Origin of the sequence: Rhizobium sp. AN68, assembly GCF_030758035.1 — a bacterium.
GTDB classification, from domain to species: domain Bacteria; phylum Pseudomonadota; class Alphaproteobacteria; order Rhizobiales; family Rhizobiaceae; genus Agrobacterium; species Agrobacterium tumefaciens.
Map to the genome: position 1 here is coordinate 464,970 of NZ_JARWMI010000003.1, position 20,110 is coordinate 485,079.

General features: G+C 58.1%; 21 protein-coding genes. 20 read left to right on the forward strand and 1 reads right to left on the reverse strand.

Annotated elements, in window-relative coordinates; genetic code table 11:
- The first annotated feature begins 96 nt into the window (after nt 1–96).
- From rem to folD, 17 genes are all read left to right on the forward strand, one after another.
- Complete coding sequence (gene rem / locus RBH71_RS15290) at nt 97–768, forward strand: transcriptional activator Rem (RefSeq protein WP_003515107.1); 672 nt, start codon at nt 97–99, stop codon at nt 766–768.
- Between the two features lie 104 nt (nt 769–872).
- Nucleotides 873–2,153, forward strand: a complete 1,281-nt coding sequence (locus RBH71_RS15295) for a flagellar hook protein FlgE (protein WP_323687405.1) — start codon at nt 873–875, stop codon at nt 2,151–2,153.
- 22 nt (nt 2,154–2,175) lie between these two features.
- Nucleotides 2,176–3,654, forward strand: coding sequence for a flagellar hook-associated protein FlgK (flgK, locus tag RBH71_RS15300; protein ID WP_003515109.1), 1,479 nt, complete (start codon nt 2,176–2,178; stop codon nt 3,652–3,654).
- Between the two features lie 3 nt (nt 3,655–3,657).
- Nucleotides 3,658–4,761 carry a flagellar hook-associated family protein gene (locus tag RBH71_RS15305; RefSeq protein WP_003515111.1) on the forward strand — a complete coding sequence of 368 codons (1,104 nt, stop codon included), beginning with the start codon at nt 3,658–3,660 and terminating at the stop codon, nt 4,759–4,761.
- Nucleotides 4,762–4,795: 34 nt separating this feature from the next.
- Nucleotides 4,796–5,140: a flagellar biosynthesis regulator FlaF gene (flaF, locus tag RBH71_RS15310; RefSeq protein ID WP_003515112.1), complete on the forward strand. Its 345-nt coding sequence runs from the start codon at nt 4,796–4,798 to the stop codon at nt 5,138–5,140.
- Entirely contained in the window at nt 5,137–5,586 is a 450-nt protein-coding gene (gene flbT, locus RBH71_RS15315; RefSeq protein WP_003515113.1) for a flagellar biosynthesis repressor FlbT, read from the forward strand. The genes flaF and flbT overlap by 4 nt, the downstream gene beginning before the upstream one ends.
- The gene (gene flgD / locus RBH71_RS15320) at nt 5,577–6,047 is read left to right on the forward strand and encodes a flagellar hook assembly protein FlgD (RefSeq protein ID WP_003515114.1); all 471 of its coding nucleotides are present in this window, start codon (nt 5,577–5,579) and stop codon (nt 6,045–6,047) included. Before flbT ends, flgD begins: the two co-directional genes overlap by 10 nt.
- 49 nt (nt 6,048–6,096) lie before the next feature.
- Nucleotides 6,097–6,363: a flagellar biosynthetic protein FliQ gene (locus RBH71_RS15325; protein ID WP_003515115.1), complete on the forward strand. Its 267-nt coding sequence runs from the start codon at nt 6,097–6,099 to the stop codon at nt 6,361–6,363.
- A gap of 159 nt (nt 6,364–6,522) precedes the next feature.
- Nucleotides 6,523–8,610, forward strand: a complete 2,088-nt coding sequence (gene flhA / locus RBH71_RS15330; RefSeq protein ID WP_003515116.1) for a flagellar biosynthesis protein FlhA — start codon at nt 6,523–6,525, stop codon at nt 8,608–8,610.
- Nucleotides 8,607–9,362 (forward strand): flagellar biosynthetic protein FliR, encoded by a 756-nt coding sequence (gene fliR / locus RBH71_RS15335; RefSeq protein ID WP_003515118.1) that lies wholly within the window; start codon nt 8,607–8,609, stop codon nt 9,360–9,362. Before flhA ends, fliR begins: the two co-directional genes overlap by 4 nt.
- 15 nt (nt 9,363–9,377) lie before the next feature.
- Nucleotides 9,378–9,797: a hypothetical protein gene (locus RBH71_RS15340; RefSeq protein WP_003515120.1), complete on the forward strand. Its 420-nt coding sequence runs from the start codon at nt 9,378–9,380 to the stop codon at nt 9,795–9,797.
- A gap of 115 nt (nt 9,798–9,912) precedes the next feature.
- Entirely contained in the window at nt 9,913–10,470 is a 558-nt protein-coding gene (locus RBH71_RS15345) for a rod-binding protein (RefSeq protein WP_003515121.1), read from the forward strand.
- A 29-nt stretch (nt 10,471–10,499) separates the two neighbouring features.
- Nucleotides 10,500–10,868 carry a hypothetical protein gene (locus RBH71_RS15350; RefSeq protein ID WP_003515122.1) on the forward strand — a complete coding sequence of 123 codons (369 nt, stop codon included), beginning with the start codon at nt 10,500–10,502 and terminating at the stop codon, nt 10,866–10,868.
- Nucleotides 10,868–11,404 (forward strand): hypothetical protein, encoded by a 537-nt coding sequence (locus RBH71_RS15355; RefSeq protein ID WP_003515123.1) that lies wholly within the window; start codon nt 10,868–10,870, stop codon nt 11,402–11,404. The genes RBH71_RS15350 and RBH71_RS15355 overlap by 1 nt, the downstream gene beginning before the upstream one ends.
- 177 nt (nt 11,405–11,581) lie before the next feature.
- Nucleotides 11,582–12,256: a WecB/TagA/CpsF family glycosyltransferase gene (locus RBH71_RS15360; RefSeq protein WP_003515124.1), complete on the forward strand. Its 675-nt coding sequence runs from the start codon at nt 11,582–11,584 to the stop codon at nt 12,254–12,256.
- A 113-nt stretch (nt 12,257–12,369) separates the two neighbouring features.
- On the forward strand, nt 12,370–14,145 hold the full coding sequence (locus tag RBH71_RS15365) for a hypothetical protein (protein ID WP_323687406.1): 1,776 nt from the start codon (nt 12,370–12,372) through the stop codon (nt 14,143–14,145).
- Between the two features lie 77 nt (nt 14,146–14,222).
- The gene (folD, locus tag RBH71_RS15370) at nt 14,223–15,122 is read left to right on the forward strand and encodes a bifunctional methylenetetrahydrofolate dehydrogenase/methenyltetrahydrofolate cyclohydrolase FolD (RefSeq protein WP_003515126.1); all 900 of its coding nucleotides are present in this window, start codon (nt 14,223–14,225) and stop codon (nt 15,120–15,122) included.
- Nucleotides 15,123–15,131: 9 nt separating this feature from the next.
- On the opposite strand, the gene RBH71_RS15375 is transcribed toward folD, so the two are convergent.
- Nucleotides 15,132–16,157, reverse strand: coding sequence for a LacI family DNA-binding transcriptional regulator (locus RBH71_RS15375; protein ID WP_003515127.1), 1,026 nt, complete (start codon nt 16,155–16,157; stop codon nt 15,132–15,134).
- A 275-nt stretch (nt 16,158–16,432) separates the two neighbouring features.
- Between RBH71_RS15375 and RBH71_RS15380 the strand changes: the two genes are divergently transcribed.
- From RBH71_RS15380 to RBH71_RS15390, 3 genes are all read left to right on the forward strand, one after another.
- Nucleotides 16,433–17,794, forward strand: a complete 1,362-nt coding sequence (locus RBH71_RS15380; RefSeq protein ID WP_003515130.1) for an ABC transporter substrate-binding protein — start codon at nt 16,433–16,435, stop codon at nt 17,792–17,794.
- A gap of 106 nt (nt 17,795–17,900) precedes the next feature.
- A complete protein-coding gene (locus RBH71_RS15385; RefSeq protein ID WP_003515131.1) occupies nt 17,901–18,914 on the forward strand; it encodes a carbohydrate ABC transporter permease in 1,014 nt (337 codons plus the stop codon).
- Between the two features lies 1 nt (nt 18,915).
- A complete protein-coding gene (locus RBH71_RS15390) occupies nt 18,916–20,076 on the forward strand; it encodes a carbohydrate ABC transporter permease (protein WP_003515133.1) in 1,161 nt (386 codons plus the stop codon).
- Nucleotides 20,077–20,110 lie beyond the last annotated feature (34 nt).

Sequence of the window (20,110 nt, forward strand, 5' to 3'; positions counted from 1 at the left end):
TAATAACTATCGATGATTTCCTACAGTTGTCGCTGAATCCCCCGATCCGTACCAATGCCGCATTGGAAAACACCACACTGATTCGGAGGCGGACGAATGATCGTAGTGGTTGATGAGCGCGAGCTCGTTAAAGACGGCTATACTTCTCTATTTGGGCGTGAGGGCATCCCCTCGACCGGTTTCGATCCGGTCGAATTCGGGGAATGGGTCTCGACGGCAGCGGACAGCGATCTGGCGGCCGTAGAGGCATTCCTGATCGGTCAGGGCGACCGGAGCTTCTCCTTGCCGAAGGCGATCAGGGATCGCACGACGGCACCGGTGATCGCGGTCAGCGACCAGCCATCGCTGGAATCGACGCTGGCGCTGTTCGACAGCGGCGTCGACGATGTCGTGCGCAAGCCGGTTCACCCCCGTGAAATCCTTGCGCGTGCGGCGGCGATCCGTCGCCGCCTGCAGGTTATCTCGAATTTCACCGATGCGGGACCGATCCGGGTTTTCTCAGACGGTCGTGATCCCGAAGTCGGTGGCGAGGTCTTTGCCTTGCCGCGGCGCGAGCGCCGCATCCTTGAATATTTGATTGCCAATCGCGGACGCCGCGTTTCCAAGGCGCAGATTTTCAATGCCATCTACGGCATCTTCGATGATGACGTCGAAGAGAACGTCGTGGAAAGCCACATCAGCAAGCTTCGCAAGAAGCTTCGCAAGAAGCTCGGCTACGATCCGGTCGATTCCAAGCGTTTCCTCGGTTACAGCATTGATTGGCAATAATATTCATTCATCCGCGTAGTCTTTTTCAAACGCGGTATTTCAGACAGCTTCACGCAAGCCAAACGCTTTACCTTCTCCCTGAAGATGACCACGAGGGTTTTTGAATGAGTATTTTCGGCACTATGCGAACCGGTGTGTCCGGCATGAATGCACAGGCTAACAAGCTGGGAACCGTTGGCGACAACATCGCTAACGCAAGCACCACCGGCTACAAGCGCGCATCGACGTCGTTCTCCTCGCTCGTTCTGCCCTCCTCGTCGGGCAGCTATGCCTCCGGCGGCGTGCAGTCCAACGTTCGCTACAGCATTTCAGAGCAGGGCAACCTGTCCTACACCACGTCGAGCACCGATCTTGCCATTCAGGGCAACGGTTTCTTCGTGGTTCAGGATGGTGGCGGCACGCCTTATCTCACACGTGCCGGCTCGTTCGTGAAGAATGCGGAAGGCTACCTGGAAAACGCAGCGGGCTTCCAGCTGATGGGTTACCCCTACGGGGCAAATGCGCCAGCTGCCGTCGTCAACGGCTTTACCGGCCTTGAGGCCGTCAACGTCAATAATTTCGGCCTGACAGCATCGCCCTCCACGCAGGGCAGCTTCCCGGCCAACCTCAATCGCGATGAAGCCGCTGTTGCGGCGGGCTCGCGTCCGAGCGACAACCTTGCAACATCGACGATCGGTAATAAGACATCGTTGACGGCGTACGACAGCGGTGGCGCGAAGGTTCTCTACGATTTCTATTACACCAAGACCGGCGCCAATACCTGGGAAGTGGCAGTCTATCGTCAGGACCAGTCGACCAATGGCGGCTTCCCTTACATGGCGACCCCAGCAGCGAACCTTGTCAAGGAATCAGTCACGCTGGCATTCGACCCGGCGACCAATAAGCTCACACCTACCTCTCAAAAGTCGATCACCATCAACGACACGGTCAGCGGCGTCCCGCAGGCAATAAGTATCGACCTGTCCGACATGTCGCAGTTCTCGACGAAGTTCACGCCCGGCACCGCGATCCTGAACGGCAACGGCCCGAGCCAGATCAAGGACGTGGAAATCGGCAAGGACGGCGTAGTGACTGCAGTCTATCAGGATGGTGGCCGCCGCAACATCTACCAGCTGGCGGTTGCCACGGTGCCGAGCGTCGACAACCTCTCCCCTCAGAACGGCAACGTTTATCTGCCGAGCAACGAGTCGGGCGTCGTCACCATCGGTTTCCCGCAGACGGGCAGCTTCGGTTACATCCAGAAGGGTGCGCTTGAGGGCTCGAACGTCGATATCGCCAGCGAACTCACCGATATGATTGAATCCCAGCGTATCTATACAGCGAATTCGAAAGTCTTCCAGACCGGGTCGGATTTGATGGATGTCCTGATCAATCTGAAGAGATAGTAATTCTCACGAGGACAAATGAATGTCGCTCACGTCAGCAATGAATACTGCGCAGTCGATCTTCAACAATACAGGTAAGCAGACGGACGTTACTTCGAAAAACATTGCCAATGTCGGTAATGCGAACTACGTCAAGCGAACCGCCATTCTCGGCACGACCATGTCAGGTGCAAGTATTGTCGCCAACGGCCGTGCCCAGAATGAGAGCCTCCTGAGGCAGACGATCTCCAGTGCATCCCTCGCTTCCGGCCAGAAAACCGTTCTGACCGGGCTCGAGGAGATGAAAAGCCTTTTCGGCGGCAACGATTACGAGAGTTCGCCTGCCACCTATATGAAGGAACTGCTGAAGAGCCTTGACGGTTACGCCTCAAAGCCGAGCGATTCCGCGCTTGCTGCGACGGCGGTGACATCCGCCGTGGACGTCGCCAATTCCCTGAACAAGGCTTCGTCCGAACTGCAGGCGATGCGCCTGCGTGCCGACAAGGAAATGTCCCTTCAGGTCGACAAGCTGAACGGCCTGCTCGCGAAATTCGAGGAAGCCAACAACGAGGTCAAGGCGCAGACCGCGATCGGCGGCAATCCAAGTGATGCTCTCGACCAGCGCGAGACGCTGCTGAAGGACATTTCGTCCATCATCGGGATCAACGTCGTCAATCGTGAAAACAACGACGTGGCGCTCTACACGGCGGATGGCGCGACCCTGTTCGAAGTCGTGCCGCGCAAGGTTACTTTCAAGGCGCAGCCGGGCTACGACGCGACGGTCACGGGGAACGCGATCTACGTTGATGGCGTCGCGATCAAGGCGAGCAGCGGCAGCAACACGACAGCGGAAGGTTCGCTTCAGGGTCTGATGCAGGTTCGTGACGACCTGGCGCCAACCATGCAGAGCCAGCTCGACGAAATTGCGCGCGGCCTCATCACCATGTTTGCGGAAAAGCCGGCCAGCCCAACCAGCACGCTGCCGAAGATGCCAGGCCTCTTCACCTACGGCTCGCCTGCGGCCACAACCATTCCGGCAAGCGGTGTTGTCTCTCCCGGGCTCGCTGCGAGCATTACCGTCAACCCTGCGTTAATTATTTCCAAAGGTGGAAACCCGGAATTGTTGCGCGACGGCGGTATCAACGGTACCGCTTATGTAATCAACAGCACAACTTCAGGCGGAACCGGGTTTTCCGCACTGATCGACAGCTATGTCACTGCTTTTGACGCGCCCATGAATTTTGCCGCGTCGACACGTATCGATACGAATACAAGCATCCTGAAATACGGCACCAACTCGGTGGGGTGGCTCGAACAGGAACGATCCGGCGCAACTTCGGCAAACGAAGCGAAAAGCGCGCTCTATGAGCGCTCCGCCACCTCCTATTCGAACAATACTGCCGTCAGCCTGGATGAGGAGCTTTCGCTGCTCATGGATATCGAGCAATCCTACAAGGCCGCCACGAAGCTGGTGACCACCATCGACGACATGCTCAAGTCGCTGATGGATATGGTGAGGTAATAGATGAAAACGTCCTTCATTTCATCGCTGGCGATGCAGAACAGCATGCGCAGCACCATCCTCAAGGCCCAGCTTGAGATGACGAACCTCAATACCGAGCTGACCACGGGCAAACATGCGGACCTGGGCGTGACGCTGGGTGCCAATACGGCCCGCAGTCTTGACCTTAATCGCGATGTCGATCGTCTCTCTTCGCTCGTCAGCGTCAATTCCATCGCCACGCAGCGCCTCAAGTCTTCTCAGGCGGCACTTGATGGCATGGCAAAGGCCGCCCAGGAAATTCAGAAGGTTCTTGTTCCGAATACCAGCAGCGCAGCACCAACGCTGGCAACGGTCGCCAAAACCATTTCGAATGCGTTCAACACCTTCACCGGTTTTGCCAATACGGCAGTCAGTGGCGAATTTCTGTTTTCCGGCATCAATACGGATGTGAAGCCTATCGATGACTACTTTGCCGAAGGATCGACGCTGAAGGCAGCCTATGAGGTTGAGTTGAACGCGTTCATGGCGGCACAGACACCTGCGGTCGGTAACATTGCCGACCTGTCCAAGGATCAGGCTGCGGCGTTCATGACCCGTATCGAAGGCGTGTTCAACGGTACTACGCCGGTTACGAACCCACCGCACAGCGATCTGACGGCCGGCCAGAATTACGATTTCTGGACGACCTATGGATCGAAGGCGAGCGACACGAACATGACGAGTCGCATCAGCCAGAACGAGGTGGTCGAGACATCGACCAACAGCAACTCGCAGGGCATGCGTTACTTCGCGATGACAGCAATGACGGCGATGACGTTCCTTGATGACAAGGTCCCAAGCGACGTTCGCGAACTGGTGGCGACCAGGTCGGTGACCAATATAGGCACGGTCATTAGTGGTTTGAACCAGCAGCAGAGCCAGCTCGGCCTTTCCGAAAGCCGTGTTTCGAAAGCGAACGACTCGCTCGCGGCCCAGAAAAAGATCATCGAGACTCATCTGCTGGATATCGAGGGGATCGATACCTACGAGGTGAAGACACGCCTGGATCTGCTCCAGCAGCAGATTGAAATTGCCTACAGTCTTACGTCGCGTCTGCAAAAAATGAGTCTGGTAAACTACCTCTGATGAACAGGGGTGGCGGCAGATAAAGGATACATGAATGTACCAGTTTTCCTACGCCGAAATCATGGAGGATGGTGTCGCAGACGCGAAGGATCGCGAGCGGCAGGCGTTGACAAAATCGATCGATCTACTGGTGGAGGCAAAGGATTCCTCTTCCCAGCGGCACACGATCGAAGCGCTTTTTTACACTCGACGGGTCTGGATCCGCTTCATTGAGGACCTCAAGCAGCCCGAAAACCAGCTGGCCATGGAACTCAGGGCAAATCTGATTTCGATCGCGATCTGGATTTTGAAAGAGTGCGAACTGATCCGGAAACGTCAGTCGACGAATTTCCAGGGTATAATTGACGTGACAACCATCATCAGGGATGGACTGAAATGAAAAGTACACTTCGAATCTCGCTGAAATCGGGCGAAAAGATTTTCATCAACGGCGCGGTTTTGCGGGTGGATCGCAAGGTGGCCCTCGAATTCCTGAACGATGTCACGTTCCTGCTTGAAAACCACGTCCTGCAGCCGGAGCAGGCGACGACGCCGCTCAGACAGCTTTATTTCATCGCCCAGATGATCCTCATCAACCCGGAAGGACGCGAACAGTCGACGAACCTGTTCCGCAAATCCGTGAGCATGCTGCTGAATTGCTTCCAGCATGAGGAGATTCTGGCCGAACTCAAGCGTATCGACGGTCTGGTTGCCTCGGGTAAGGCTTTCGAAGCGCTGAAGGCCATTCGTGGCCTGTACCCGACCGAGGAAAAGATCCTCAACAATCAGGAAATGACCCCCGCAACAATCGAGCAGATTCGCAAGGAGATCGCACCATGGCGGTAGATGCAGTCACGTCGGCAGCCTCTAACCCCTGGGCAAATGCCGGGGCGAGCAGCAACGACAAAAGCGCGGCCTCGCTTAACTACGACAGCTTCCTGAAGCTTCTCATCGCCCAGATGAAAAACCAGGATCCGACCAGCCCGATGGATGCCGGCCAGCAGATGTCGCAGCTTGCGAGCTTCTCGCAGGTTGAGCAGACGATTAAGACCAACACCCATCTGAAGAGCATGCTGCAGGCCGAAGCCCTGACGCGCGCTTCCGACCTGGTTGGCAAAACGGTCAAGAGCGCCGACGACAAGGTCACCGGCGTGGTAAAGGAAGTCGAAGTCTATTCGGACGGCGTCGTCGCCATCACAGAAGCTGGTGACAAAGTGCTGCTGCAGGCCGGTGTGACCTTCTCGAACGGTCCGATCGCGACTACACCTGATAGCGGCACCGATTCGGACGTGCCTGCAGGTTCCTGACATTGAAGAGGCGGCATGATGCCGCCTTTCCGGAATAAAGGATGCGACGATGAACGAGGCCGATGCGCTTGATATCATGCAGGCGGCAGTCTGGACGGTTCTCGTCGCGGCCGGTCCCGCCGTTCTCGCGGCCATGATCGTTGGTGTCGCCATCGCCTTCATCCAGGCCCTGACCCAGGTTCAGGAAATGACGCTGACCTTTGTCCCTAAAATCGTAACGATCATGATCGTTCTCGGCGTTGCCGCCCCGTTTGTGGGCGCGCAGATCGCCCTTTTTTCCAATCTCGTCTTTTCGCGGGTTCAGTCGGGCTTCTGACGCCCGTACCGCCTGGATGCCATCCTCGCGCAAGCTTCAGCGACTAGGGATAGGCTGAAGCATCGGGCTGAATTGCGTCAGCGATTTTAGAAAACCGGTGCCGCGGAACCGTGCGGCGGCTTTTCCGTCGCCCTTCTCATGAAGAGACAGGACGATTTTATGGCGCAACCACCAGTCATTTCCTTGCCCAAGGTAAGCCCGAGCATGCGGGATGTCGGTTTCGCATTGGGCATCGTGTCGATCCTCTGCGTGCTGTTCCTGCCCATTCCGGTCGTTCTGGTGGATGTCGGTCTGGCCTTTTCCATAGCACTTTCGGTCCTCATCCTCATGGTGGCGCTCTGGATCCAGCGTCCGCTGGATTTCTCGTCTTTTCCAACCGTGCTGCTGATCGCGACCATGATTCGCCTGTCGCTGAACATCGCGACGACGCGTGTCATCCTTTCGCACGGCAACGAGGGGCCGACGGCGGCGGGCGGCGTGATTGCGGGCTTCTCCAGCCTCGTCATGTCCGGCGACTTCGTGATCGGTCTGATCGTCTTTCTGATCCTGATCACCGTCAACTTCATCGTTATCACCAAGGGTGCCACCCGTATCGCCGAAGTCGGCGCGCGCTTCACGCTGGATGCCATTCCCGGCAAGCAGATGTCGATCGATGCCGATTTGTCCGCCGGCATCATCGATGAAAAGGAAGCGCAACGCCGCCGCCGCGAGCTGGAAGAGGAAAGCTCGTTCTTCGGTTCGATGGACGGTGCTTCCAAATTCGTACGCGGCGATGCGATCGCCGGCCTGATCATCACCGCGATCAATATTTTCGGCGGCATCATCATCGGTTACTTCCGCCACGGCATGCCGATCGGCGAGGCTGCCGATGTTTTCGTGAAGCTTTCGGTCGGCGACGGTATCGTTTCGCAGATCCCGGCCCTTATCGTGTCGCTGGCGGCTGGCCTTCTGGTGTCGCGCGGCGGCACCTCGGGATCGACGGATCAGGCCGTCATCAATCAGCTGAGCGGATATCCGCGTGCCTTGATGGTCGCAGCCATGCTGATGGGGCTTCTTGCCGTCATGCCTGGATTGCCCTTCCTGCCCTTCACGCTTTTGGGCGGCATCATGGCCTTCGGCAGCTGGTATATTCCGCGCCAGGTCGAAGCGGAAAGCGCGCAGCGCCGTCAGGAAGAGGAGGACAAGGTTCTCCAGACCAACGAAGCGGAAAAGGACTCCGTCAAGCAGGTCCTCAAGACGTCCGAAATTGAACTTGCCCTCGGCAAGCAGGTTTCGACCCGCCTCCTCGGTGCGCATCAGGAACTGGCTTTCCGTGTCGGCAAGATGCGCAAGAAATTCGCGACCCAATACGGCTTCGTGGTGCCGGAGATCAAGGTCTCCGACGACATCATGATCCCGGAAAAGGCCTACCAGATCCGTGTCCATGGCACGACGATCGCGTCGAGCAATCTGCGCGTTGGCGATGTTCTTGTCGTGACGGGGGCAGGGCGCAAGCCGAGCATTCCGGGCGACGAAATCCGCGAACCCGCCTTCGGCATGCCGGCCGTTTCCATTCTCGAGACATTCACCGAGGATTTGAAGCGCGAAGGTTTTCACCCGATCGACAATGTCTCTGTGGTGCTGACGCATCTGAGCGAAGTCATTCGCAACAATCTGCCGCAATTGCTGTCCTACAAGGACGTCAAGATCCTCATCGACAGGCTGGACCCGGAATACAAGAAGCTTGCCGACGAAATCTGCTCGTCGCACATGTCCTATTCCGGCCTGCAGGCCGTGCTGAAACTGCTGCTCGCCGAGCGTGTGTCGATCCGCAACCTGCATCTCATTCTGGAAGCGGTCGCCGAACTTGCCCCGCATGTGCGCAAGACCGAGCAGATCGTCGAACATGTACGGGTGCGCATGTCGCAGCAGCTCTGCGGCGATCTTGCCGACAATGGCGTATTGCGTGTGCTTCGCCTCGGCAACAAATGGGACATGGTCTTCCATCAGGCGCTCAAGCGCGATCAAAAGGGCGAAATCGTCGAATTCGATATCGATCCCCGCCATCTCGAGGAATTTTCCGAGCAGGCATCGAAAGTTATCCGTGAATTCATGGATCGCGGACTACCCTTTGTCCTTGTCACGTCGCCGGAAACACGGTCCTATGTGCGCATGATCATCGAACGACTCTTTGCGACCCTGCCGGTTCTCTCGCATGTGGAACTGGCCAAGGGGCTGGAGATCAAGATTCTGGGCGCCATTTCATGATAACCGACCCGCAAGGGACAATTATCGCATTGTTCCTTGCAATTTGCCGTATCGGCGCCTGCTTCATGACCATGCCGGGCTTTTCCAGTTCGCGCATCTCGCCGCAGATACGCATTCTCCTGTGCGTTGCGGTGTCCATGGCGCTTCTGCCGGTACTGTGGGATACGATCTATCCGAAAGTCTCCGGCGCAAGCCAGGGCGCCGTTGTCGGCCTCATCTTCACCGAGATCGTCATTGGCGCAATGTACGGGCTGATCGCGCGGTTTTACACGCTCGGCTTCCAGTTCACGGGCGCGCTCATCGGCGCATCCATCGGGCTTAGCGCTCCCGGCGGAGCGGATGCCGTTGAAGACGTGCAGGAAAACCAGATATCGAACTTCATCACCTTCGGTGGGCTCATGGTGCTGTTCATCCTGGATTTCCACCATATCGTCCTGCGGGCGCTGGTCGATTCCTACGCCACGACACCGGTCGGCGCGCTCATCAGCGGCCAGAAGATGCTGATAACCCTGACAGATACGCTGCGCGCCTCCTTTTCCATCATGCTGCGGCTTGCCAGCCCCTTTGTAATTTACGGTCTGATGTTCAACGTTGCGGTCGGCCTCATCAACAAGCTGGCGCCGCAGATACCGGTCTACTTCATATCGACGCCTTTCGTTCTCGCGGGCGGTATTTTCATGCTTTACCTGTCGATCGCGGCCCTCATCCGGCAATTCGTGGATGGTTTCGGCCCGGTCTTCATCGGCTTCTGATCTGGAGAAAACGCCATGGCTTCGGACAAGCGTTCGGCCAAACTCAAGCGCCTGGTAACGGTCCAGCGCCACATGGAGAAAATGGCCGAGGTGGAACTGGCCGACACCACCCGCGTGCGTGCCGAAGTGGCGCAATCCATGGAGAACGTGCTTGAAGCGATGAGTTCCATGGAGCCGGTCCACCAGACGTTCTCCAGGCACTATTCGGATCGTTACGGCCGCCTTGTCGTCAAGGACCGTCAGCTCTCCGGCGTGCAGCAATTGCAGGAAAACAAGGTGCTCAAGGAAAAGACCAAGGCCGACCGGCTGGAGGACAGGATGCATCTCGCGCGCGATCTCGAGGATCGGGAGGCCGACGACAATGCAATCTATGATCTGTTAGAAATCACGAACGCATCCCGGACACCAGCCTCCAGCAAGGTTGGCGATCCATAGTCTGTCCCGTTGTTGCATCGTTGGGCGTCCAGAGAGACGTATTCAGCGGTGTTTCTTGATTGAGCGAACGCCCCGGTTTTAATGCCGCCCGTTCGTCAGCTCGGGAGTTCTGGACGTGGCGATATCGGTTATAAGCGATCTGGTGATGGATGTGGTTCGCGCTGCGGACCCTCAGGAAGTGCAGGTCGCCCAGGAAAAATTGAAGGCGAACAAGGCGGCTTTCGCTGCGACGAGCCTTGCCGATTCGGGCAAGGGCTTTGGCGCTGCCATTGATATGCTTGACAGCGCCACCTCGAAGGCAGGTCTCGGCAATACCAACATCCGCTCTGCCCGTACCGAAGTTCCGGAAACATATCGCAAGTATGAGGCTTCCGTGCTTCAGACCTTCGTTGCCAACATGCTGCCGAAAGACAGCGAGGAGGTCTACGGCAAGGGCAACGCCGGCGAGATCTGGAAAAGCATGATGGCGGAACAGTTTGCCGACACGATCTCCAGAAATGGCGGCGTTGGCATTGCAGAACAGGCCTACAAGGATGCGTTGCGGAAAGCCGAGAGCAAAGGCATTACCGACGTATCCATGAATGACAAAGACCATAATGCTGCAATTCGGATGGTGGCGGAGTTCGAAAGGCAGGTCCTCGGCGTTTCCAATGATAAAACGGACGAGGCTTGAGCATGATAAATCATAACGAGGAGACAAGCATGGACCTTATGTCGAACGACCACCGCATCAAATCCGTTCTCGGCCGTCTTGAAATGATCATCGACAATGAGAATGACAATATCGGTAAGGACCCCCAGTTCGATTTCAAAGTCTCCAATGCCCATAAAAGCCGTTGCCTCTATGAGTTGACGATGTTGTTCCGCGATACGCCCCATGAGGAAATCGCCGCCGGACATCTCGATCAGGTGCAGGGCATCAAGTCCAAGCTCGCGACCAATGCCAGCCGCGTCGAGGCGCATCTGAATGCGGTTCGCGCTGTTGCGGATCTTCTCAAGACCGCGATCCAGGAAGCCGATACGGACGGCACCTATTCCCAGGAACAGTTCATGTACGGCGCAGCCTCCTGATGTTGAAGCTTCTTCTCACCGGCGTCTGGGTTTGCGCCGTCACGCTCGGCGCGGTGTATTTCTCCGTCCAGATGGCGACGGCCCCCTCGTCGGGAGATGAGGCGGGGGCGAAAAAGGCAAGTCTGCAACTGGTCAAAGGCGAAAGCATCACCATCCCCGTCATCAATGACGGTGGTGTGAACGGTTATTTCCTCAGCCGCATTTCCTTGCGTGTCGACAAGGACAAGATGGCGAAGATCGAACTGCCCGCAACGCAATTGATGACCGACGAACTCTTCACGCTTCTGGCGGGTTCTTCCATGGTCAACATCGCCAATATCTCCACCTTTGACCCTGATGTCTTCAAGCAGCGCATCCGAGAGGGGCTGAACAAGAAACTCGGCGACGAGGTGGTCGGGGACGTCCTGATCGAGCAGCTCGATTATCTGTCGAAGGCCGATATTCGCGAGCAAAAGGGCAACGGCTCGCCCCGTTCGGTCAAGCTTGTCGAAGGCGAGAAAGTCGACACCGGAAAAGAAGCGGCCCCAAGCCACTAACGGCGGCGCGGTGCAGGCCACCGGTCTGGTTAATCGCCCCTTTCTATTTTCCGGAATATTCGATCGGTTGCCTTCAGGGTAAATTCAACCAGCACCTGTATAAACAGACCCATGAGCTGCCGTCCCGCAAACCATGCGCCGGATTGGCGGCGGTGAATTTGGCATTCGGGGGCTGGCATGAATTTCGCGGCAGATTTTGCGCGGACGGGATCGCAACGGAATATTCACGGACTGCGCGTCTGTGATCTGGACTGGAACGGGGCGCTGGAAATGGTCAGCGGCCAGGCTTCGGCTTGTGATGGCCACACGATGCTCTCATTTCTTACCATCCAGAATGCCAGACTGTCCCTCAAGGACATTGCTTACAGGCAGATTCTGGAAAGCTGTCTGCTTCTGCCGCAGGGCAGGGGTATGAATGCCGCCGCACGCGCCGAACACGGCAAGCCTCTGCCCGAGACCATCGATGGCGTTGCCTTCGTCATGGCACTTCTGACCTATATGGCGGTGCCGAAACGTATCGGCGTTGCGGGGGATGACGCAGCACAAGTCGGAGAGGTCCTCGCCAAGCTGCGCGCACATGCGCCGTGGCATGATTTCGTGATGCTGAACCGGGATACTTTGGGCGTGAAGGTGGATGTCGTGCTGGCGGGCATGCTTGCGGAAAACCAGGAGAAATGGCTGCATCGCAGCATCAATCGCGATGATGCGCGTCTCGCCATCGCGGTCGGTCCCCTGTTCAAGGTGCTGGCGTCCGAAGTGGCTGGCATGCCCGAGATCTTTCGCAAGCTGCATATGAGCTGGCTTTACAGCCTTTGCGCTGAGCCCTGGCACATCGCGCTCGGCAAGGGCTGAGGCGGGTCGGCAAGGCCCGCGTTAACCATTTGTTTGCCATGATCCTTTAACCTCCCGTAAGGTTTTGAAAGCCGCCTGTTGCGGGCGGCGCCGAGCGTGGCAGACGGCTTCAGATGGTTGATCACAGTCCCGATATGATGGCGACGCGCCCTGATGAGGATGGTGTTGCCGTGCCTGCGCCGCAATTTCGCAAACATTGTCTGCGGCTTCTGACAGCCGGTTGCGTAGCCGCTGCCACCGTTGTGGGGGCTGCACTTCCGCTGCTGCTCATCGATTCCGGTTTTCGCGGATATGTTTCGCAGGCGCATGTCGAGGTTACCCAGACTGGCTACGATGCACCCGATGCGGCACGCTTTCTTGCCATGGCCCGCCGCACCCTGCTTTCTCCTTCCGGTCTGGACCGTATAACGGGCGACCTCAAATTGAAGCCCGCCGACATGGTCGGCGTTCGCAATCAGGGCGAACTTGGCCTGCTTTTCGACCTTTTGACCGGGGCGGATGCCCGTTCGCTTTCCCCACGTGAAGCATTGAACGGTGCTGTGGGCGAGGCGATACGTCTGGAACTGACGCCAGATGAAAACACGCTGATCGTAACCTCGAAGGCAGCGACGCCGGAAACAGCGATGCGGCTTACGGATTATCTTTCGATGCGTGTCATGGCGGATGGCAAGGCCGGCACCATGACGCCCGCCATGCGCGAGACGGAGTGGGCGCGCACCCGGTTGGACGAGGCGGAAGCCGCCTTGAACGGTTTCCAGATGCGCCACGGCGAGACCGTCCTGGCGGAAGTGCAGCAACTCGAGCAGCAATTGCGCGATCTCAATGACAGCCTTGCGGGGACGACCCAGCAGCAGCAGTCGCTTCAGACGGATCTGGCGGTGGCCACCGGCCTCAAGCCGAATGACGTATTGTCAAAGCCCCTGCCGTCAGGCGCTGCTTTCTCTGTGCTTGAGGACATCAGGCAAAGACATGCAAGTGCCAGCATGGCGCTTTCAGGAGTCTCGATCGATTACGGCCCGAAACATCCCCGCCGCATCGCCGCCCAGAATGCCGTAGACGCCGTGCAGGCGCTTGTCGCTCCCGCATTGCGTCAGCTGGTCGATGGCTTGCGCGCCGATGAGAAGCGCGTCGCACAGGAAGTTGCAACCGCGAACGCCGAACGAACGAAACATCTCGACCGCCTGAGCAGCCTTGGTGTCACGCCCGGTGAATTCTCCAGATTGCAGGGTGAACTGGAAACGGCGCGAAATGCCTATCTTGAGGCGAGCGAGCGTCGGGACATGTCCTCATCCACCACAACCGCCGTTGAGACACGCCTCACCAGGAAGGCCGGACCGGGCGAATTGTCGCGCGACCTCACACAAGCCGCTATGCTGGCAGTCGGTGGCGCGTTGCTCGGCCTGCTGGGCAGCCTGTATCTCCTGAGCTACCGTCGCCATGACGAGGAAGAGGCACTCGTCTTTGATGATGCGCACGTTCTGCCCTCCGAAAAAGCGCCTGAGCAATCGGGGCAGTTTCCCGAGTTCGAGCCGATCGAGCCGGATGTGTTCCATGATCTGGAAGAACTGGCCGCGGATAGCGAATTCGAGCCGGAGGCTGAGTTCGCGGACTATTACGCCGGGGCGGCGAACGATAGCGGATTCGATACCGATGACATTCCGCTGGACGAGCGTGTGCGGCAGGTTCTGATGGGCAACCGCACCGTCAGGAATACCCCCCAGACGACACCGGAGCTGCCGCCCTTGCTCAGTGAAGCCCTTGCCGGGCATTTCGACCATGAGCAGGCCGAAGCCGAGGAATTGGCGGAATTGAGACGCGAGTTGGCGCTCTTGAGGGAGCGCCTCGCCGATTACGCCGAGCATCGCGACGACTACCGCAAAACTGCCTGACGAAGCTGCATTTTTGCTTGCATTCCTGCAAAGTCGGCACCATACGGGGCCAACGTAATCCAGCAGGAGCAGGACGCATGGCAGTTGTGATTGACGGAAAGGCAAAGGCGGCTTCGGTAACGGAGGCGGTCCGCAAATCGGCAGAAACGCTTGAGGCGGAACAGGGTGTGAAGCCCGGTCTCGCGGTTGTCATCGTCGGCAACGATCCGGCCAGCCACGCTTACGTGAATTCCAAAAGCAAGACAGCCAAGCAATGCGGCTTCAATTCCGTTCAGCACACGCTGCCGGAAGAAACAACCCAAGATCAGCTTCTGAAGTTGGTCGGCGAACTGAACGCCGATCCCTCCATCCACGGCATTCTGGTACAGCTTCCTTTGCCGAAACACTTCAATTCCGATGAGATCATCCAGTCGATCCTGCCCGAGAAGGATGTGGATGGCCTGAGCGTGCTGAACGCCGGCAAGCTGGCGACCGGCGATCTCGCAACCGGCCTCATTTCCTGCACGCCAGCCGGCGCCATGCTTCTGGTGCGCAGCATTCACGGCGAAGATCTTTCCGGCCTGAACGCCGTGGTCATCGGCCGCTCCAACCTCTTTGGCAAGCCGATGGGCCAGCTTCTCCTGAATGCCAATGCCACGGTGACGATGGCGCATTCGCGCACCAAGGATCTCGCCACCGTCTGCAAGACGGCCGATATTCTCGTGGCGGCGGTGGGTCGCGCGGCAATGGTCAAGGGCGATTGGGTAAAGCCCGGCGCGACCGTCATCGATGTCGGCATCAACCGCATTCCCGCTCCGGAAAAGGGTGAAGGCAAATCGAAGCTGGTCGGTGACGTCGCCTATGATGAGGCAAGCGCAGTCGCTGCTGCCATCACCCCCGTTCCGGGCGGCGTAGGCCCGATGACGATTGCCATGTTGATGGCCAACACCGTGATCGCCGCCTATCGCGCGCTTGGAAAGACCGCACCGAAGTTCTGAAATCGGTAGTTACTCTTTCGGAGCCGGTCCTGTGGAGGCGCGGACGACAAGTTCCGCCTTCCAGAGTTCCTGATGAGGTTCGGTCTGGTTAAGCTTGATCCGGTTGATCAGGCGCTGCCCGACACGCACCCCCGCCGCCCGCAGGGATGAGCGGGTGGTGGTGAGAGGCACCGAGAAATTGTCGGGCTTCAACAGCGGCAACACATCGTCATGGGCAATCAGCGAAATATCCTTGCCCGGTTTCAAGCCGCGCTGGTTGAGCGAGCGGATCACGCCGAGTGCCAATGCGGTACTTGCGCACACGATGGCGGTTGGTCGTTCCGGCTGTGACAACAGCGCTTCCATGCCGAGATAACCCTCCTCGTCGGTCATGCTGCTGTGTCTTGTGTTTTCCGGGCGCAATGTCAGCCCGTTTGCCGTCAGCGCCTTTTCCACCCCGAGACAGCGGCGGAAGGTGAAGTCGTAACCCTCCGGCCCGTTAAGAAGCCCGATCCGCTTGTGGCCAAGCTGAAGCAGCAGCTGGGTCGCATCGCGAAATGCGGCCTCATTGTCCACGTCGAGAAAGGGATAATCCTCTTCCACGCCGATGGAGCGGCCATGGACGAGGAAGGGCAGGGAAAGCGATTGCATCATGGCGATGCGGGCGTCGTTCTTCTTCATATAGGCGAGGTAGATGCCATCGACGCTGCCGCTCGCCGCCAGCCCCCGCAGGGCTTCCCGTTCCTTTTCCGGCTCCGTGGGCGTGATGACGAGGTGAAATCCGCTGCGAGCCGCTTCTTCGCCTAGACCGCTCAGGAATTCGCCGAAATGCACATCCGAGCGGTGGTGCTCGCCAACCGGCATGACCAGTCCAATGGAGCCGACCTTGCCGGTCGCCAACCGTTGCGCCGCGGCATTCGGGCGATATCCGGTCTTTTCGGCGGCTTCCATGACGCGGCGGCGCGTCTCTGCGCTCACCTCGGGATATCCGTTGAGCGCTCTGCTGACGGTTGTCTGAGAAATCCCCAGCAGTTGCGACAACTGTTTCAGGTTCATGTCTGTTTTTCCTCCATGCGCGCGCATCGGAAATGGCAAAAGCCTCTCCTCTAACTCCCAAAGCGCTTTAGTTTTTTACCAGTCCCTGCCGGTTTTCTCAATCGAAAACGATAGCCGCCTTTCTAAGTAAGTATGACTATTCATACGACAATGCGGCATGTCCAGCGAAAGAGCCTCTTGACTCCTTCTCAATGACAATGAGATGAATAGGCAGCCAAAGCGCTTTGATTTATGGGAGATGCTTTGAGCCTTTTATGTGATGGGAGGTAAATCACATGCAGAAGACCTTTTTGGCGACGGCGGCTTCTATAGTGCTGCTGTCGGGTTCGGCCTTTGCCGCCGATCTGAAATTCGCGCCCGGTCAGGATGCCAAGTTCAACTGGAAAAGCTACGAAGACTTCAAGGCGGCCCATGCCGACCTCAAGGGTCAGACGCTGACGATTTTCGGGCCCTGGCGCGGCGAGGACGAGGCGCTGTTCCAGACGGTGCTGGCCTATTTCTCCGACGCGACCGGCGTGAACGTCCGCTATTCCTCCTCGGAAAACTACGAACAGCAGATCGTCATCGACACGCAGGCGGGTTCTCCGCCCAACATCGCCATCCTGCCGCAGCCCGGTCTTCTGGCCGATCTCGCCGCCAAGGGTTTTCTGGTTCCGCTCGGCGATGAGACCGCAAACTGGGTCAAGGACAATTACGGCGCTGGCCAGTCCTGGGTTGATCTCGGCAGCTACAAGGGCAAGGACGGCAACAAGGCTTACTTTGCATTTCCCTTCAAGGCCGACGTGAAGTCGCTCGTCTGGTTCGTACCTGAGAACTTCGAGGAAGCGGGCTATAAAGTGCCCGAGAGCATGGAAGACCTGTTCAAGCTGACGGACCAGATCGTTGCCGATGGCGGCACACCCTGGTGCATCGGCCTCGGTTCCGGCGGTGCGACCGGCTGGCCGGCAACGGACTGGGTGGAAGACCTGATGCTGCGCACGCAGCCACTCGACGTCTATCAGAAATGGACGACGAACGAGGTGAAGTTCACCGATCCGGCCGTAGTTGCGGCAATCAATGAATTCGGCAAATTCGCCAAGAACGAAAAATATGTCAGCGGCGGCGTTGCGGCTGTGGCCTCCACCGACTTCCGCGACAGCCCGAAGGGTCTCTTCGACATTCCGCCGAAGTGCTACCTCCACCATCAAGCGTCCTTCGTGCCGTCCTTCTTCCCTGATGGTACCAAGGTCGGAACGGATGTGGATTTCTTCTATATGCCGACCTATGCCGCAAAGCCTGAACTCGGCAAGCCGGTTCTGGGCGCCGGCACGCTCGTCACCATCACCAAGGAAGCGCCCGCCGCCAAGGCTTTCGTCGATTTCCTGAAAACCCCGATCGCCCATGAAGTCTGGATGGCACAGTCCAGCTTCCTGACGCCGTATAAGGGTGTGAATGTCGATACCTATGCCAATGAGCAGATGAAGCGTCAGGGTGAAATCCTCACCTCCGCGACCACCTTCGGCTTTGACGGTTCCGACTTGATGCCGGGCAAGATCGGCGCGGGTGCATTCTGGACCGGCATGATCGATTTCGTTGGCGGCAAGTCGGCCGATCAGGTCGCTGCCGATATCCAGAAGGCCTGGGACGGCCTGAAGTAACCTCAACAGAGCTTGACCCGGCGGTGATGCCGCCGGGCCTTTGCCAACGGAACGGCCGTCGACCGCATAAAATCAGCGCGGCGCGGAGAGGATCAAGGGAGGGAACATGGCTCAACAACTCGTTTCTGCCATCGGCGTCATGGTGGCCGGCGTTTTTGCCTGCGCTGCCTATTATTGGCTATCCGACAAACTGTTGCAGGTAATCTTTCCCGTCCGCTCGGGAGACGTGTTGCAGGCATCCCGCAACCTCAACCGCCGCGCGTCGGTCAGGCCCTGGCTGTTCATCGGCCCCGCTCTTCTCCTTCTTCTCGTCTATCTGGTCTATCCCGTCATCGCGACGCTCATCCTCTCATTCTATGACCGGACCGGAGCCGAATTCGTAGGTCTTGCCAATTATCGCTGGGCATTTTTCGATGCCGGCTTCAGGCAATCGATCTTCAACAACATCCTCTGGCTGGCCGTGGTGCCGGCCGCCTGCACCTTCTTCGGCCTCGTTATTGCCGTCATGACCGACCGCATCTGGTGGGGCAACATCGCCAAATCCATCGTCTTCATGCCGATGGCGATCTCCTTCGTCGGTGCCTCCGTCATCTGGAAATTCATTTACGAGTATCGCGCCGAAGGTCAGGTGCAGATCGGTCTCCTCAACGCCGTCGTCGAGTTTTTCGGCGGCAGCCCGGAGGTGTGGATTTCTATGCCCTTCTGGAACAACTTTTTCCTGATGGTCATCCTCATCTGGATTCAGACCGGCTTTGCCATGGTCATCCTGTCGGCAGCGCTGCGCGGCATTCCGGAAGAGACAATCGAAGCGGCCGTCATCGATGGCGCCAATGGCTGGCAGATCTTCTGGAAGATCATGGTCCCGCAAATCTGGGGCACCATCGCCGTCGTCTGGACGACAATCACCATTCTCGTTCTCAAGGTTTTCGACATCGTGCTGACCATGACCAACGGTCAGTGGAACACCATGGTTCTCGCCAACCTCATGTTCGACTGGATGTTCCGCGGCGGCGGTGACAGTGGCCGAAGTGCGGTCATAGCGCTCGTCATCATGGCGGCCGTCACCCCGATCATGGTCTGGAACATCCGCCAGGCGAACCGTGAGATGGAGGGCCGCTGAGATGGATATCGTAAAACGTCTGCGCCGCGTCGGCCTGCCGCGCCTCATCGTCCATGCCAGCGTGCTGGTCGTCGTGCTTCTCTGGCTTCTGCCCACACTCGGTATTCTCGTAAGTTCCCTGCGCGACAAGGACCAGATCACCGTGTCGGGCTGGTGGACGGCCTTTTCCAGTTCTGAGCAGACCGCGGCGGTTCGCCTTGCCGACGCTGCCGTGCAGAAGCAGGACGGGAACCGCTACGTCATATCAGGTAATGTTTTTGAAAGCGGACAGGGGGGCAAGGTTGCAGCCTTCGGCGTTCGCGTGCAGGAGCCGACGGCCTTCAAAGCCGGTGAAGCGGCAGATATCGGCGACGGGGAAACGCTGCTCGTCAATACGGACGGCACCTATGAATACAGCAAGGCCTCAAGCTTCGAGGGCTCTCGCGGCAAGCGCGTCTATATTTCCGTCGCGACACCGCCGGTCTTCACACTCGACAATTATCGAACCGTCCTGACCTCGGAAGGCATCGGCCAGTCCTTCGTCAACTCGCTGACAGTCGCCGTGCCGGCAACCGTCATTCCGATCCTCATCGCCGCCTTTGCCGCCTATGCGCTGTCATGGATGAGCTTTTCCGGCCGCAATTTTCTGATTGCGATGGTAGTGGGCCTCATCGTCGTACCGTTGCAGATGTCGCTGATACCGCTCCTGAAACTCTACAACGAAATCGGCAATATCTTCGGCGTACCGTCCAAGACCTATGCCGGCATCTGGCTGGCGCACACCGCCTTCGGTCTGCCGCTCGCCATCTACCTGTTGCGCAACTACATTTCCGGCCTGCCGAAAGAGATCATCGAAAGTGCGCGTGTCGACGGCGCGAGCGATTTCGAAATCTTCGTCAAGATCATCCTGCCGCTGTCCTTCCCGGCGCTCGCCTCCTTCGCCATCTTCCAGTTTCTGTGGACCTGGAACGACCTGCTCGTCGCCATGGTCTTCCTCGGCACGCAGAAGGATGAGCTGGTGCTGACCGGTGCTTTGAACGCGCTGCTCGGTTCGCGCGGCGGCAACTGGGAAATCCTCACCGCCTCGGCCTTCGTTACCATTGTCGTGCCGCTCGGCGTCTTCTTTGCCCTTCAACGTTATCTCGTGCGTGGCCTGCTCTCAGGCTCCGTCAAGGGAGGCTGATTATCCATGAACGCCCATACCAGACAGGATGAGA